General features: G+C 70.6%; 15 protein-coding genes. 9 read left to right on the top strand and 6 right to left on the bottom strand.

The genetic code is table 11. The annotated features are described in order from the left end of the window. Positions 1-25 precede the first annotated feature (25 nt). Positions 26-502 carry a hypothetical protein gene (locus EFA46_RS03365; RefSeq protein WP_123074762.1) on the top strand — a complete coding sequence of 159 codons (477 nt, stop codon included), beginning with the start codon at positions 26-28 and terminating at the stop codon, positions 500-502. Here the strand turns inward: EFA46_RS03365 and EFA46_RS03360 are convergent. The 3 genes from EFA46_RS03360 to lpdA all read right to left on the bottom strand — a co-directional run bounded on the left by EFA46_RS03360 (position 485) and on the right by lpdA (position 3,455). Then, on the bottom strand, positions 485-934 hold the full coding sequence (locus tag EFA46_RS03360; protein ID WP_123077291.1) for a peroxiredoxin: 450 nt from the start codon (positions 932-934) through the stop codon (positions 485-487). The two genes, EFA46_RS03365 and EFA46_RS03360, sit on opposite strands and share 18 nt — an antisense overlap. 258 nt (positions 935-1,192) lie before the next feature. Continuing rightward, positions 1,193-2,002, bottom strand: a complete 810-nt coding sequence (pheA, locus tag EFA46_RS03355) for a prephenate dehydratase (protein ID WP_123074764.1) — start codon at positions 2,000-2,002, stop codon at positions 1,193-1,195. A gap of 46 nt (positions 2,003-2,048) precedes the next feature. Continuing rightward, positions 2,049-3,455, bottom strand: coding sequence for a dihydrolipoyl dehydrogenase (lpdA, locus tag EFA46_RS03350; RefSeq protein WP_123074766.1), 1,407 nt, complete (start codon positions 3,453-3,455; stop codon positions 2,049-2,051). Positions 3,456-3,558: 103 nt separating this feature from the next. On the opposite strand from lpdA, the gene EFA46_RS03345 reads away from it, so the two are divergent. From EFA46_RS03345 to EFA46_RS03330, 4 genes are read left to right on the top strand one after another with little or no spacing between them, the layout of a single operon-like run. Further along, positions 3,559-5,916, top strand: coding sequence for a DEAD/DEAH box helicase (locus tag EFA46_RS03345; RefSeq protein ID WP_123074768.1), 2,358 nt, complete (start codon positions 3,559-3,561; stop codon positions 5,914-5,916). A gap of 35 nt (positions 5,917-5,951) precedes the next feature. After that, a complete protein-coding gene (locus EFA46_RS03340; protein ID WP_123074770.1) occupies positions 5,952-6,680 on the top strand; it encodes an endonuclease NucS domain-containing protein in 729 nt (242 codons plus the stop codon). A 33-nt stretch (positions 6,681-6,713) separates the two neighbouring features. Next, positions 6,714-7,745 carry a tRNA-intron lyase gene (endA, locus tag EFA46_RS03335; RefSeq protein WP_123074772.1) on the top strand — a complete coding sequence of 344 codons (1,032 nt, stop codon included), beginning with the start codon at positions 6,714-6,716 and terminating at the stop codon, positions 7,743-7,745. After that, entirely contained in the window at positions 7,742-9,337 is a 1,596-nt protein-coding gene (locus tag EFA46_RS03330; protein ID WP_123074774.1) for a tryptophan--tRNA ligase, read from the top strand. Before endA ends, EFA46_RS03330 begins: the two co-directional genes overlap by 4 nt. Positions 9,338-9,397: 60 nt before the next feature. On the opposite strand, the gene EFA46_RS03325 is transcribed toward EFA46_RS03330, so the two are convergent. Beyond that, complete coding sequence (locus EFA46_RS03325) at positions 9,398-10,087, bottom strand: plastocyanin/azurin family copper-binding protein (RefSeq protein WP_123074776.1); 690 nt, start codon at positions 10,085-10,087, stop codon at positions 9,398-9,400. 181 nt (positions 10,088-10,268) lie between these two features. On the opposite strand from EFA46_RS03325, the gene EFA46_RS03320 reads away from it, so the two are divergent. Genes EFA46_RS03320 through EFA46_RS03305 form a run of 4 tightly spaced genes read left to right on the top strand, consistent with a single transcriptional unit; the run spans position 10,269 to position 13,116 of the window. Further along, positions 10,269-10,850, top strand: a complete 582-nt coding sequence (locus tag EFA46_RS03320) for a hypothetical protein (protein ID WP_148040649.1) — start codon at positions 10,269-10,271, stop codon at positions 10,848-10,850. A 2-nt stretch (positions 10,851-10,852) separates the two neighbouring features. Then, positions 10,853-11,509: a ubiquinol-cytochrome c reductase iron-sulfur subunit gene (locus EFA46_RS03315; RefSeq protein ID WP_123074780.1), complete on the top strand. Its 657-nt coding sequence runs from the start codon at positions 10,853-10,855 to the stop codon at positions 11,507-11,509. Between the two features lie 4 nt (positions 11,510-11,513). Beyond that, the gene (locus EFA46_RS03310; RefSeq protein ID WP_123074782.1) at positions 11,514-12,911 is read left to right on the top strand and encodes a cytochrome bc complex cytochrome b subunit; all 1,398 of its coding nucleotides are present in this window, start codon (positions 11,514-11,516) and stop codon (positions 12,909-12,911) included. A 7-nt stretch (positions 12,912-12,918) separates the two neighbouring features. After that, complete coding sequence (locus tag EFA46_RS03305; RefSeq protein WP_123074784.1) at positions 12,919-13,116, top strand: hypothetical protein; 198 nt, start codon at positions 12,919-12,921, stop codon at positions 13,114-13,116. Positions 13,117-13,158: 42 nt separating this feature from the next. On the opposite strand, the gene EFA46_RS03300 is transcribed toward EFA46_RS03305, so the two are convergent. Continuing rightward, the gene (locus EFA46_RS03300; RefSeq protein WP_123074786.1) at positions 13,159-13,407 is read right to left on the bottom strand and encodes a glutaredoxin family protein; all 249 of its coding nucleotides are present in this window, start codon (positions 13,405-13,407) and stop codon (positions 13,159-13,161) included. Then, entirely contained in the window at positions 13,407-13,613 is a 207-nt protein-coding gene (locus EFA46_RS03295) for a hypothetical protein (RefSeq protein WP_123074788.1), read from the bottom strand. Before EFA46_RS03295 ends, EFA46_RS03300 begins: the two co-directional genes overlap by 1 nt. Between the last annotated feature and the right edge of the window lie 104 nt (positions 13,614-13,717).

Genomic DNA, 13,717 nt, shown 5'->3' with positions numbered 1-13,717 from the left:
GGTGGCGCGCGCCCAGCTCCAGCTCGTGGCCGACTTCACCCAGCGCGTCCACGCCCGCCTGCGCGACGCCCTCGCCGCGCGCCACCCCGCGCGCTCGTGGGAGACGGAGTGGTACGCGCGCCGGACGCCGGTCGACGTCGCGGGCGTCCCGGACGACGCGGACGCGCCGCTCGTCCTCGTGGAAGTCGAGATGCGGCGTGCGGACCCCGCGAACAACCCCGTGAAGCTCGCGCGCTACGTCCACGAGGGCGACTTCGACCGCGACGTTCGCCTCGTCCACCTGTTCAGCGACTACTACGCGCTCGCGGACGGCGGCGTCTCCTCGAAACGCGAGAACGCGGAGTTCGTCGGCGCCCTCGCGAGCGACCACCTCGACGGCTTCGCCTACGACGCCCTCACCCTCGACGTCGCGCCGCCGACTCACGGCGCGACCCCGGACGGCGCGTGGCGGACGGCCGTCGACAAGGCCGCGGCCGCTATCGGCTCACTCCTCGGGGAGTAGCCCCGAGCGTCGGATGTCCTCGAGCACCTCCGCCGCGTGTCCCTCGGGCGTCACGCCGCCGTACGCCGCCCGCACCTCGCCGTCCGCGAGGACGAACGTCACGCGCTCGGCCGCCCCGCGCGAGGTGTCGACGTCGAAGGCGGCGGCGACGTCGCCGTCGGGGTCCGCGAGCAGGTCGAAGTCGAGGCCGTACGCATCGCAGAACTCCCGGTGGGAGTCCGCGTCGTCCGTCGAGACCCCGTAGACCGAGACGCCCGCCTCCCGATAGGCGTCCAACTCCTCGTTGAACCCCTTCGCCTCGACCGTACAGCCGGGCGTGTCGTCGCGCGGGTAGAAGTAGAGCACCGTGGGCGCCGCGAAGTCGAGTTCGAGCGTCTCCCCGTCCTGATTCGTCGCCGTGACCGCGGGCGCGTCGTCGCCTGCTTCGAGCATACTCGGGTTTCGCGGGCCCGCCATTTCGCCGTTGCGCACCCGACACCGTTTAAGTATCTCTCGTCACAAGCAGTAGATACGAGCAGGGTCGCCCGGGATTCTCGGGCGACGACACCTTCTTTCGGCGAGCGACGGCGCCGCTCGTGGGCCGCGTTCGCGTGGTCGGTCCGGCGCGCCGGGCTCAGTGCTCGCGTGTCGCTCCCCGTCGGTCGCTCCCCGCTCACGTGTTCGTCCGAGCGGCGGGCGTTGCCGCTCGGACTACACCACGTGTTCGACGTCGTAGCTCCCGAGCTCGCGGACCCAGCCGTCGGCGGCGATCTCCTCGATCTCGGCGAGCGCGGCCTGCGTGCGCTCCTCGTAGAGGCCGCCCGCGATGTCGAAGTGGAAGAGGTAGTCGCCGAGGCGCTCGCCGGTCGGCCGGGACTCGACGCGCGTCAGGTCGAGGCCGCGCTCCGCGAACGGCTCGAGGAGTTCGAGGAGGAGGCCGGGGTAGTTCGCGCCCGGGCTGACGATGAGGCTCGACTTCCCACCCGCCTCGGAGCGGTCGGCGGGCGGCGCGAGCACGAAGAAGCGCGTCGCGTTCGAGCGCCGGTCCTGGATGTCCTCCGCGATGACGCGGAGGTCGCCCGTCGCGTTGTCCGGGTGGCCGATGCCCGCGACGGAGGGGTCCTCGCGGGCGAGCTCGACGCCGCGCGCGGTCGAGGCGACGGCCTCGACGGTCACGTCCGGATAGTGCTCGTCGAGGTACTCGCGACACTGCGCGAGCGCCTGCGGGTGGCTCGCCACCGTCTCGAACGACTCGGATTGGGCGAGGAGGCCGTGGCGGATGGGCGTGATGACCTCCTTGACGACCGCGACGTCGCGGTCGGCGAGCGCGTCCAGCGTCTCCGTGACGCTCCCCTCGATGCTGTTCTCGATGGGGACGACGCCGCGCTCGGCGTCCCCGTCCGCGACCGCGTCCACGATGTCGCGGACGGACTCGCGGAACTCGATCTCGTCGTCGTCGGCGACCGCGCCGGCGGCGCGATGCGAGTACGTCCCGGCGGGGCCCAGTGTGACCGTTCGCATACCACGGGATAGGTCGCGGCGGTGAGAAAAGACCGTCGGCGTCGCCTCAGCGATTCAGCGTGTGGATCGCCTCCCCGAGCGCGTTCTCCGCCGCCTCCATGACGCCCTCCGAGAGCGTCGGATGCGTGTGAATCGTCGCCGCGACGTCCGCGAGGGTCGCGCCCATCGTGAGCGCGAGACCGACCTCGGCGACGAGCTCGCTCGCCTCCGGGCCGACGATCTGCGCGCCGAGGACGACACCTCTCTCGCCGTCCGCGACGAGGCGGACGAACCCGTCCGGCTCGCCCACCGTGAGCGCGCGCCCGGACGCGCCCATCGGGAACTCCCCGACGACGGGGTCGAACCCCTCGGACTCGGCCTCGGCCTCGGTCAACCCGACGGTGGCGACCTCCGGGTCCGTGAACACCGCCGTGGGGACCGCGCGCTCGTCGAGCGTCGCGTCCTCGCCCGCGACGACGGCCGCGACGACCCGCCCCTCGGCGCTCGCCTTGTGCGCGAGCATCGGCCCCGGCGCGACGTCGCCCACGGCGAAGACCGACTCGACGCTCGTCCGGCCCCGGGCATCGGTCTCGAGCCGGCCGTCCGCGTTCGCCTCGAGGCCGATGGCGTCGAGGTTCAGCGAATCGAGCACGGGTTCGCGCCCGACCGCGACCACGACCGCCTCCGCGCGGTAGTCGTGTCTCTCGTCGTCCCCGTCGGCCGTGGTGACGACGACGCCGTCCCCCGACTCGCGCCACTCGCTCGCCCGCTCGCCGAAGCGGAACGTCACGCCGAGGTCGGCCGCGCGCCGCCGGACGGCGCGCGCGACGTCGTCCTCGTAGCCCGCGAGCACGTCATCGAGTCGCTCGACGACCGTCACGTCACAGCCGAGTTTCGCGTAGGCCGTCGAGAGCTCCATCCCGATGTAGCCCCCGCCCACGATCACCAGCGACTCCGGGACGTCGTCGAGGTCGAGGGCGGCCGTCGAGTCGAGGACGTGCTCGCCGTCGAACGCGAAGCCCGGAATCTCGGTCGGCCGCGACCCCGTCGCGACGACCGCGTGCTCGAACGCGACGCGCTCGCTCCCTCCGGGGCGCTCGACGCGGAGGGTCCGCTCGTCCACGAACTCGGCGCGCCCCTCGACGAGCGCGACGCCGTTCGCCTTACAGAGCTTCTCGACGCCCGACGTGAGCCGGTTGACGACGCCGTCCTTCCACGCCGTCGTCTGCGCGAGGTCTACCGTCACGTCCGCGTGCACGCCCATCTCGGACGCCGACGCCGCGCGATGCGCGACGCCCGCCGCGTGCGCGAGCGCCTTCGAGGGGATGCAGCCGACGTTCAGGCACGTCCCGCCGAGCGCGTCCTTCTCGATGAGCGTCACGTCGACGCCGCGCTGTGCCGCGCGGAGCGCGGCGACGTAGCCGCCCGGGCCCGCGCCGACGACCGCGAGTTCCGTCCGTCTCTCCTCGGCCATATCGTCCACACGTGGCGGCCGCGCCACCGTAAGTGCTCGTCCCGGCGGGGAGCCCGGACGTAGAAACGCCTTTCCGCGCGGGCGGTCTTTCGTCCACCCGTCAATGGAGGTCGCCGAGGCGGTCCCGGAGTTCGCGGACGCGTTCCCGTTCGAGGAGTTCAACCGGATGCAGCGCGAGGCCGTCCCCGCCCTGCTGGAGCGCGACGACAACGTCGTCGTCGCCGCCCCGACCGGCTCGGGGAAGACCGCGCTCGCCGAACTCGCCATCTGTCGCGCGCTCGCCGAGGGCGGCACCGCGCTCTTCGTCGCGCCCCTGCGCGCGCTCACGAACGAGAAGGAGGACGAGTGGGAGCGCTTCGAGGAGCTCGGCTTTTCCGTGTACGTCGTCACGGGCGAGCGCGACCTCGACCCGCGTCGCGCGCGCCGCGCGGACGTCCTCGTGATGACGCCCGAGAAGGCCGACTCCGCGACGCGCAAACACGACTCCCCGCGATACTCCTTCGTCACCGACGTCGACGTCGTCGTCATCGACGAGGTCCACCTCCTCGACTCCGAGAAACGCGGGTCGGTGCTGGAGGTCGTCGTCTCGCGCTTCCGCCGGCTCTGCGACCCACGCGTCATCGCGCTCTCCGCGACGATGCCGAACGTCGAGGACGTCGCGGACTGGCTCGACGCGCCCCCCGAGTGCACGTTCGCGTTCGGCGACGAGTACAGGCCCGTCGACCTCCACGCCGACGTCACCACGTACGTCCACGGCGACAACCCCTTCCAGGACAAGTACAGGCGCCTCTACAAGGCCCTCGACCGGGCCGAGCAACACCTCCGCGAGGACGGCCAAGCCCTCTGCTTCGTCGCCTCCCGACAGGACACCGTCCGGGCCGCCGAGAAGGCCCGCGACGAGCTCGCCGAGCGCGACGTCCCGATGGGCGCGCGCGGCGACTACGACCTCCACACCGAGGCCGAGGCGCTCGACAACGACACCCTCCGCAAGAGCGTCCTCGACGGGGTGGCGTTCCACCACGCCGGCCTCTCGAAGAACGACAAGGACCACGTCGAGTCGTGGTTCCGCGACGGCACCATCGAACTCCTTTTCTCGACGTCGACGCTCGCGTGGGGCGTCAACCTCCCCGCGCGCTGCGTCGTCATCCGCGATACGAAGTACCACGACCCCCTCGAGGGCGAGGTCGACATGAGCCCGCTCGACGTCCTCCAGATGCTCGGGCGCGCGGGCCGGCCGGGGTACGACGACGTCGGCTACGGCTGGGTCGTCTGCGACAACAGCGAGGCCGACAAATACCGACAGCTGCTCCGCGAGGGCAAGGAGATCGAGTCGACGCTCGCCGAGAACCTCCCCGAACACCTCAACGCCGAAATCGCGATGGGCACCGTCGACAGCCTCGACGACGTGATGGCGTGGCTGGAGACGACCTTCTACTACCGCCGGGCGCAGTCCGCGCCCGAGGACTACGACTTCGCGAACGTCCGCGAGCGCGTGCGCGGCGTCCTCGACGACCTCGTCACCGAGGGGTTCGTCCGCACGCACGACGACCTCGGCCTCACCGCCACCCAGCTCGGGATGCTCACCTCCACGTACTACCTCGACATGGCGACGGCGGCGGGCTTTCGCGACCTCGCCGAGGCCGGCGTCACCGAGGCCGGCGTCCTCGAAGCCGTCGCGCAGTCCGCCGAGTTCGAGAGCGTCAGCGCCCGCCGCGACGAGCGCGAGGCCGTCGCCTCCGTCCTCGGCGGCCGCGGCGACGACCTCGACGCGGGCCCCCGGAAGGTGCTCGCCATCCTCTACGCCTCCATGCGCGGGTCGACGCCGCCCGAACTCCGCTCGGACGCGTGGGTCATCCGGCAGAACGCCCTTCGACTCCTCGCCGCGCTCGCCGAGTTCCTCGAGCGCTTCGACCAGCCGGCGGGCGCGAACCTCGCCCACCGCCTCGAAGCCCGCATCGACACCGGCGTCCCCGCCGACGCCGTCGAACTCACCGCGCTCGACGGGGTCGGCTCCGGGCGCGCGCACCGCCTCGCCGACGAGGGCATCACGTTGATAGCCGACGTGCGCGCCGCCGGCCACGACGGCCTCGTCGCCGCCGGCCTCTCTGGCGGCGTCGCGGACGCGATACTCGAGCAGGCCGCTGACCTCCCCGACGTCTCCCTCGACTGGGGCGACTTCCCCGAGACGGTCGCGCGCGGCGAGAACGACATGCGCGAGGTCACCGTCCGCAACGACGGCGGGGCCGCGCGCGTCGCGCTCCGCGTCACCGCGACCCGAAACGGCGGGGACGGCGACACCGTCGAGATGACGAGCACCACGACCTACCTCGACGGCGCGACGACCCTGCCCGTCGGCGTCTTCGGCGCGGACGACGACGCGCTCGTCTACGCCGTCGATGTCGTCTTCCCCGAGCACGCCCTCGACACCCACCACGAGGAGCGCACCGTGCGAATCGTCTGAGGGTTCTTGTAGCGGGACGCGCCCACTCACTCGCGATGCAGGACGCGACACGCGTGCTCGCCGGCGACTGCACCGTCACCTACGAGAGCGACGACCGACTCGAGAAACGCGGCGAAGTCGTCGTACTCGTCAAACCCGACAACACCGTCCTCGTCCACGACGCCGAGGGCTACCAGCCCGCGTCGTGGCTGACGCGCGCGGACGTTGTGCGTTACGCGAGCGACGCCGACGGCGTCCGCCTCGTCGCCGGGTCGGGCGACGAGAGCCTCCGCGTCGAGAGCCACGAGACGACGCTCGACACCTTCGCGCCCGTCACGCCCGCCGGCCCCGTGGTCGGCGACTGTCCGGACTGCGGCGGCCCGCTCGTGCGCGCCCGCGAGCGCGTCACCTGCATCGGCTGTCACGCGAGCTACCCGGTCCCGCGCGACGCCACCGTCATCGACGCGACGTGTGCGGACTGCGGGCTCCCCGAGATCCGCGTCCGGCGCGGCGCCGTCCTCGACGTCTGCCTCGACCGGACCTGCGCGAGTATCGACGACGCCGTACGCGCCCGGTTCGACGGCGCGTGGGACTGCCCGCACTGCGGGGGCACGCTCCGCATCCGGCGGGAACGCGGCCTGCGAGCCGTCTGCGAGGACTGCGACGCGACGCACCCGATACCGGTCGGCGTCGTCGTCGGCGAGTGCGACTGCGGCGGGCCGCGCTTCGAAACCGCGCGCGGCGAGCGCTGTCTCGCCGCCACCTGCCCCGCTCGCGCACCGTAGCCCCTTTGGTCGCGCCCGTCGCACGATACCCGTATGAACGGCCAGCTACGCGGGGACCGCGTCGTCGTCGGCGGCGACGCCCGCCAGCGGTTCCACGACTCGCGGGGGTACGGGGTGCCCCGCGAGGGCAACGAAATCGCCCTCTCGCGCGTCGAGGCCGCCCACCTCCTCTTCCGGGGCGACCTCGACGCCGTCGACGGCATGGGCTTCCGGGAGTTCCTCGCCGCCGGCGACCGCGGCTTCAGCACGCGCTTCCTCGTCTACATGGACCTCCGCGACCGGGGCTTCTACCTCTCGCCCGCACGCGAGGACTGGGTGGACGAGTCGGGCGACGCCGACTTCGTCGTCTACCCGCGCGGGAAGGGCCCGGGCGACGACGAAGTCGCCTACCGCGTGCGCGTCGTCGGCGAGCGCACCGACGTCCCCGCCGACGAACTCGGCGACACCGTCCTCGCCGTCGTCGACGAGGAGTCCGAACTCACCTACCTCGAAACCGAGTTCGTCCACCCCGAGGGAAGCACCGAGTACGGCTTCGACGAGCCGGCCGAGGGCGCGCTCCTCGACGACCGCGTCGTCGTCTGGGAGCCCCCCGAGGCGCTCCACCGCTCCGCGTTCTACGGCCAGCAGCTCACCGGGCGCGCCTCCGACGTCGCGGCCGTCCAGCTCTCGCTCGTCGAAGCCGCCTACCTCGCCGCCGAGGGCGACCTCGTCCTCCCGGAGCACGACGCGGGCGTGAACGCGCTCGTCGAGCGCGGCCGCGAGGTCGAACGTGGGCGCTTCGACCGGCGCCTCCGCACGTATCGCGAACTCCGCGACCGCGGCCTCGTCCCGAAGACCGGCTTCAAGTTCGGCGCGGACTTCCGGACCTACGCGGACGTCGAGGACGTCGAGGACCTCGGGCACTCCGAGTGGCTGGTGCGCTGTCTCGAAGCCGGCCACGTCTTCGACCCGCGCGACCTCGCGCTCGACGTTCGGCTCGCCCACGGCGTGCGTAAGCGAATGGTTTTTGCGCTGGCACACAGAGACGACATCAGTTGGCTCGCCGTGAGCCGCCTGACACCATGACCGGAGACGACATTCCCGCGACGGACGGGGGTACGGATACGGACGGCGCCGACTCGCTCGCCCTCGACCCGTGGGGGTCCTCGACCGTCTCGGACTACCGCAAGCTCTTCGAGGAGTTCGGCATCGAGTCCTTCGAGGACGTCCTCGCGGACGTCCCGAACCCGCACTACCTGATGCGCCGGGCCATCATCTTCGGCCACCGCGACTACCGGCGCGTCCTCGAGGCGATGCGCGACGACGAACCGTTCGCCGCGCTCTCGGGGTTCATGCCGACCGGCGACCCCCACATCGGCCACAAGATGGTCTTCGACGAGATCATCTGGCACCAAGAGCAGGGCGGGGACGCCACCGCGCTCATCGCGGACCTCGAAGCCCACTCCGCGCGCGGGCTCAGCTGGGCGGAAATCGACGAGCACGCGAGGGACTACCTCCTCAGCCTGCTCGCGCTCGGCTTCGACCCCGAGGAAGGCACCCTCTACCGGCAGTCCGAGGACCGCGAGGTGCAGGACCTCGCCTTCGAGCTCGGTATCGAGGCGAACTTCTCGGAGTTCCAGTCCATCTACGGCTTCGACGGCGAGACGGACGTCTCGCACATGCAGTCGGTCGTCACGCAGATGGCGGACATCCTCGGCCCCCAGTTGGACGAGCCGAAGCCGACCGTCGTCCCGGTCGGCCCCGACCAGGACCCGCACGTCCGCTTCGCGCGCGACCTCGCCGCCAGAACGCGGTACTTCGGCGTCACGGAGGCGTACGCCTCCTTCGAGGTATCGAGCGACGCGGAGCGTGCGGTGCTCCGGGACGCCTACGAGCGCCTCAGCGAGCGCGCGCCCGAGGGCACGACCATCCGCTGTCTGCACGCGGCCCAACTGCTCGAGGGCGGGCTGGACGCCGTCGAGTGGGCGGACCCCGCGCCCCTCGACGACGTCGCGGACGGCGGGGACGCCGAGGCCACGGTGCTCCCGAAGCTGAACAACGCCGGGATGGAGCCGCTCCGCCCGCGCGTGCGCTTCCTCGACCGGAACGCGACCGAGGAGGCGTTCGAGGCGCTCATCGACGCCGTCGAAGGGGAGAAGCGCGTCTTCGAGGGCCACGTCGACAGCTTCGACATGGACCGCGCGGACGCCGAGGAGCTCGCGCGCGAGGTCGAGGTCGACCACGGCGGCTACGGCTTCGTCCCGCCGTCCGGCATCTATCACCGCTTCATGACGGGGCTCACCGGCGGGAAGATGAGTTCGAGCGTCCCCGCGAGCCACATCAGCCTCCTCGACGACCCCGAGACGGGCTACGAGAAGGTGAAGGCCGCGACGACCGGCGGCCGGCAGAGCGCCGAGGAGCAACGCGAACTCGGGGGCGAACCCGACGACTGCCCGGTCTACGAGCTCTACGCCTACCTCCTCGCCGCCGACGACGACGCGTTCGCCGAGCGCGTCTACGAGGAATGCCGGAACGGTGAGCGTCTCTGCGGGGACTGCAAGGAGCAGGCCGCCGAGCTGATGCGGGAGTTCCTCGCGGAGCACCAAGAGAAGCGCGCGGAAGTCGAGGAGTTGCTCGCGGAGACGGACATCGAGTTGGAGTCGCCGCGACGGCGCTGACCCGCGCGCGTCGCGTCCCGCGTTCGGCGCGGGCGCGAGACCGAACGCCGGACGCGACCGCTATTCGATTTCGGTGTCGTCCGTGGCCTCCTGGTCGTAGCGACCGGAGAAGCGGTCGGTCTGACTCAGGAGGTAGACGTTCCCGAGGCCGAAGAGCGCCGCGGCGCCGAGCGCGAGGCCCGGGAGCGGGCCGCCGCTCGTCTCCGGGAAGTAGGGGTAGGCGAGCGCCTTCTCCTCGACGATGGTCTCGGAGTCCGGGAGGATGCCGCTCCCGACGTCGTCGGGGATTTCGTTGTTCTCGGCGGGGCCGCCGGGCTCGCCGCAGACGACGCGCCCGACCATCCCGAGCGTCTTGTGCGGGATGCAGTAGTAGTCGTAGGTTCCCGCGGCCTGGAACTGGTAGTCGAAGGTCGCGCCCTGCTCCTGGTAGGTGCCGCTGTTCCACGGCTCGGCGTCCTCCGGGATGAGGCTGACCTCCGCGTTCGGGTTCGACGGCGAGTAGGAGGTGGTGGAGTGACTCCCGCTCGCGTTCACCCACCGGACCCAGTCGCCCTCCTCGACGTAGAGGCCGACCGGGTCGAAGAGGTACTCCGAGCCGTCCGTGTGCATCTCGACGACGTACGGGTCGTCCTGCGTGCCGGAGCCCGTCCGGGGGTCGCTCTCGCCCTCCTGTGCGCTCGCCGAGCCCACGACGCCGCTCGCCACGAGCCCCGCGCCGCCTGCCTTGGTGATGAATTGCCTCCGTTTCATTGACAACGCCGTCCTTGGGTGGGTCTACTCAACCCCGGATTGAGTGTGTTTCGATAGCTCGCTCCGATAAGTACCCTATCGACGCCGAGATAATCGAAACAACGATGTACGTAACGGGGTAACGTCCGAACAGCGACGAGTACCGAGCGCCGCTGGCGCGCCGGGACTTCAAGGACTAACAATGAGACGTGAAACGGCCATCATACTGGTGCTCATCGGCATCGTGCTGCTGCCGATGTGGGGCATCGCGTTAGCGAGCGGAGGGAATAGCTTCCATGAGATCGCGATACAGACCGGCGAGGGCGTCTCGCTCGCGCCGACCGGGCAGTTCGTCACGATGCCGACCGAGATATCGGTCTACGCCGCAGGCATCGTCTCGTGGCTCGCGCTCTTCGGCCTCGTCGGCCTGCTCTACGCGCAGCTCCGGTACGCGCACAACGTCGGCCGACGCGGCGAGCCCATCGTCCCCGACGAGGGCGAGTCGCTCCCGCACGTCCCGAGCTTCCTCGAGACCGCCCACCGTCGCGTCGTCGCGTACTACCCCGCCGACGCGGGTCTCCGAGGCGTCTGGCTCGTCGGGCTGTTCACGTTCCTGAGCGTCGTCTTCGCCGCGCTCTTCGCCGGCGAGGCCTTCGGGCTCTCCCGGAGCCAGTTCCTTGGATTCTACGGCGGCCTGCTGGCGTTCTCGCTCTCCGAGACCGTCCTGATGTACTACACGCACTTCATGCCGACAATCGAAGTCGCGGAGGACCGCGACCACTGACCATGTCTACGAACGACGACACCGACGCCGAGACCGAGGCACAGCCCGGCCACGAGGAGGACCGCCTCCAGGCGACCCGGCGGAACGCCGCGAAGTTCTTCGCGGCGCTCGGCGGTGCGGCCGCCGTCGGGACGTTCGCCGTCTCCGGCCTCTACGGGCTGGAGGATTCGGCGCTCTCCGGTGGCCCCGACTACAGCTACGAGACCCTCTACACGCAGGGGACGCGCGTCGTCGACGGCGAGGGCAACCCCGTCGCCGTCGACGCCATCTCCGAGGGGAGCGGCGAGAGCATGACCGTCTTCCCGGAGAAGGAGGGCGGCGGCGCGCTCCAGGTCCCGATGGCGACGACGCTGCTCGTGCGCTTCTCGCAGGATGCCTACGAGGAGCCGACGATGCTCGAAGGGACCGCAGAGGGATACGCCGCGTACTCCGCGACCTGCACGCACGCCGGCTGTACGGTCTCCTCGCGGACGGGGCCGAACGACCAGAACTTCCTCTGCCCGTGCCACCAGAGCGTCTTCAACCCGCTTCAGGGCGCGAAGGTCGTCGGCGGCCCGGCGCCGCGCCCGCTCCCACAGCTCCCCGTCGGCGTCACCGAGGACGGCGACCAACTGATCATCGCGACGGGCCCCTTCGAGGCCCCGATCGGGGTGGAGTAGACCGATGAGCACGATAACCGAATCCGACGACTCCGAGGAGACAGCGAAGTACGAGGAGAGCCGGGTCTACGGCTGGCTCGACGACCGCCTCGACCTGAACGACGAGTTCCTCGGGAAGGCGTTCCCGGAGGACCGCTACGCGTCGTTCCTGCTCGGCGAAGTCACGCTGTTCACCTTCATCATCCTCGTCCTGACGGGGACGTTCCTCGGGATGCTCTACCGGCCGGGCGCCGCCGCGACGACCTACGAGGGCATCCTCGCGGAGTACGCCGGCACCGAGGTGCCGCTGGCGTTCGCGTCCGTCCTCCGCATCACGTACGACGTCCCGATGGGCATGTTCATCCGGATGGTCCATCACTGGGGCGCGTACCTCTTCGTCGCCGCGATGGGACTCCACATGCTCCGCGTCTTCTTCAGCGGCGCCTACCGCAACCCGCGCGAGCTGAACTGGGTGGTCGGCTCGACCCTGCTCTTCCTCGGCATCGGCGAGGGGTTCATGGGGTACGCCCTCCCGTTCGACGAGTACGGATCGACGGCGACCGGCATCGGGTTCACAGTCGCCGGCTCCATTCCCGTCATCGGTGAGACGCTGACGAAGATCATCTTCGGCGGGCTATGGCCGGACAACGCCGCCGTCATCCTCCCCCGGATGTTCTTCTACCACGTCTTCCTGCTCCCGCTCATCATCGGCGGCCTCATCGCCGTCCACATGCTCCTGCTCATCCGCCAGAAGCACACGGAGCAGCAGGGCTCGCGCGACGACGACGCGGGCGTCTCCGACGACGACGAGTCGGTCGTCACGGGCGTCCCGCTCGTCCCGAACCAGGTCGCGGTGACGATCATCGTCTTCCTCTCCGTCTTCGGCGTGCTCGCGCTGCTCGCCGGGTTCTTCCCCGTTCAGCGCCTCCCCGTCTGGGGTCCGAACGACCCGTTCAGCACGCCGAGCGGGGTCGCACCGGACTGGTACTTCATGTGGGTGTTCGGCATCCTGAAGGTCATCCCGGGCTTCATCCCGCGCGGTGAGTTCGTGGCCGGCGTCGTCGCGCCGGGCATCATCGCGACGGTGCTCGTCCTCTGGCCGTTCATCGACTACGAGCGCGACGCCGTCCACTTCACCGCCGACCCGATCAAGCGGCCGTTCCAGACGTCGGTGGGCGTGGGTGCGATCGTCTTCATCATCATGCTCTCCGTCGCCGCGATGAACGCGACCGTCGGGTCGCTCATCAACGTGGAGACGTCGACGGCCTCGACGTACCTGCTCTACTTGACGATCATCGTCCCGATCGTCTGGGGACTCATCACCTACTACGTCCTCAAGCGCGGCGTCGAACGCCGCTCGGACTCGGGTGCGACGCCGACCGAGGACGACTCAGACACCGCGGCCGCGCCCTCGGACGACTGACAGGCGCGTGTCCCTCACCACCCTCCCGCCGCGCCAGTACCGCGCGCTCGACCGCGTGACGAAACTCGCCGCGCTCGTGCTGTTGACGTCGGCGCTCGTCCCGGGCGTCCTCACGGGCCTCGTGAAGCTCGCCTGCGGTCTGGTCGGGGTGGTCCTCGGCGTCCTCACCGTCTTCGTCGACGTCGCCGAGGACGCGAGCGACTGATCGCTCTCCCCGTCTTCATTTTCGCGACCGTAGAAGACGCGTTTACTGCTCCGCGTGCTCGATGGCGTCGCGGAGCGCGTCCTCGCTCACGCGATACTTGAACTTCGGTGTCCCGTCAACGAAGACGTAGGGGACGCGCTCGCCGTACGCCTCGCGCAACTCGGGGTCGTCGTCGACGTCGACGACGGCGACGTCGAGGTCGTAGTCGTCCCCGACGCGCTCGACGGTCGCGAGGACGTCCTCGCAGAGGTGGCAGTCCTCGCGCGTGTAGACGGTCACGTCGACGGCCATTACGTGCGATGGAGGAGGGCGAGGAAGGCGACGGCGAGGACGAACGCGAGGACGGAGCCGCCGGCCTGCACGACCATCACACCCGCCCCGTCCGCGTACTGCCACGGCATTCCGACGAGCGTCCCGAGCGCGGCGATTGCGACGTAGACGCCGAGGGCGGTGCCGAGGACGTCGAGCGTGTCGTACCCGGAGAGAACGCTGTTCATGGTGGGTTCGTGTGCCGGCGTCCCCCTAACGCTACCGGAAGCGCGACGACGCGGGGCCGCGCCGTCGTGTGTTCAAGTCCGGGCGCTTCGCTGCTCGCCGTCGC

It is taken from the genome of Halarchaeum sp. CBA1220, from assembly GCF_003721175.2.
Classification (GTDB): domain Archaea; phylum Halobacteriota; class Halobacteria; order Halobacteriales; family Halobacteriaceae; genus Halarchaeum; species Halarchaeum grantii.
This window is presented reverse-complemented; position numbering and strand designations above follow the sequence as displayed.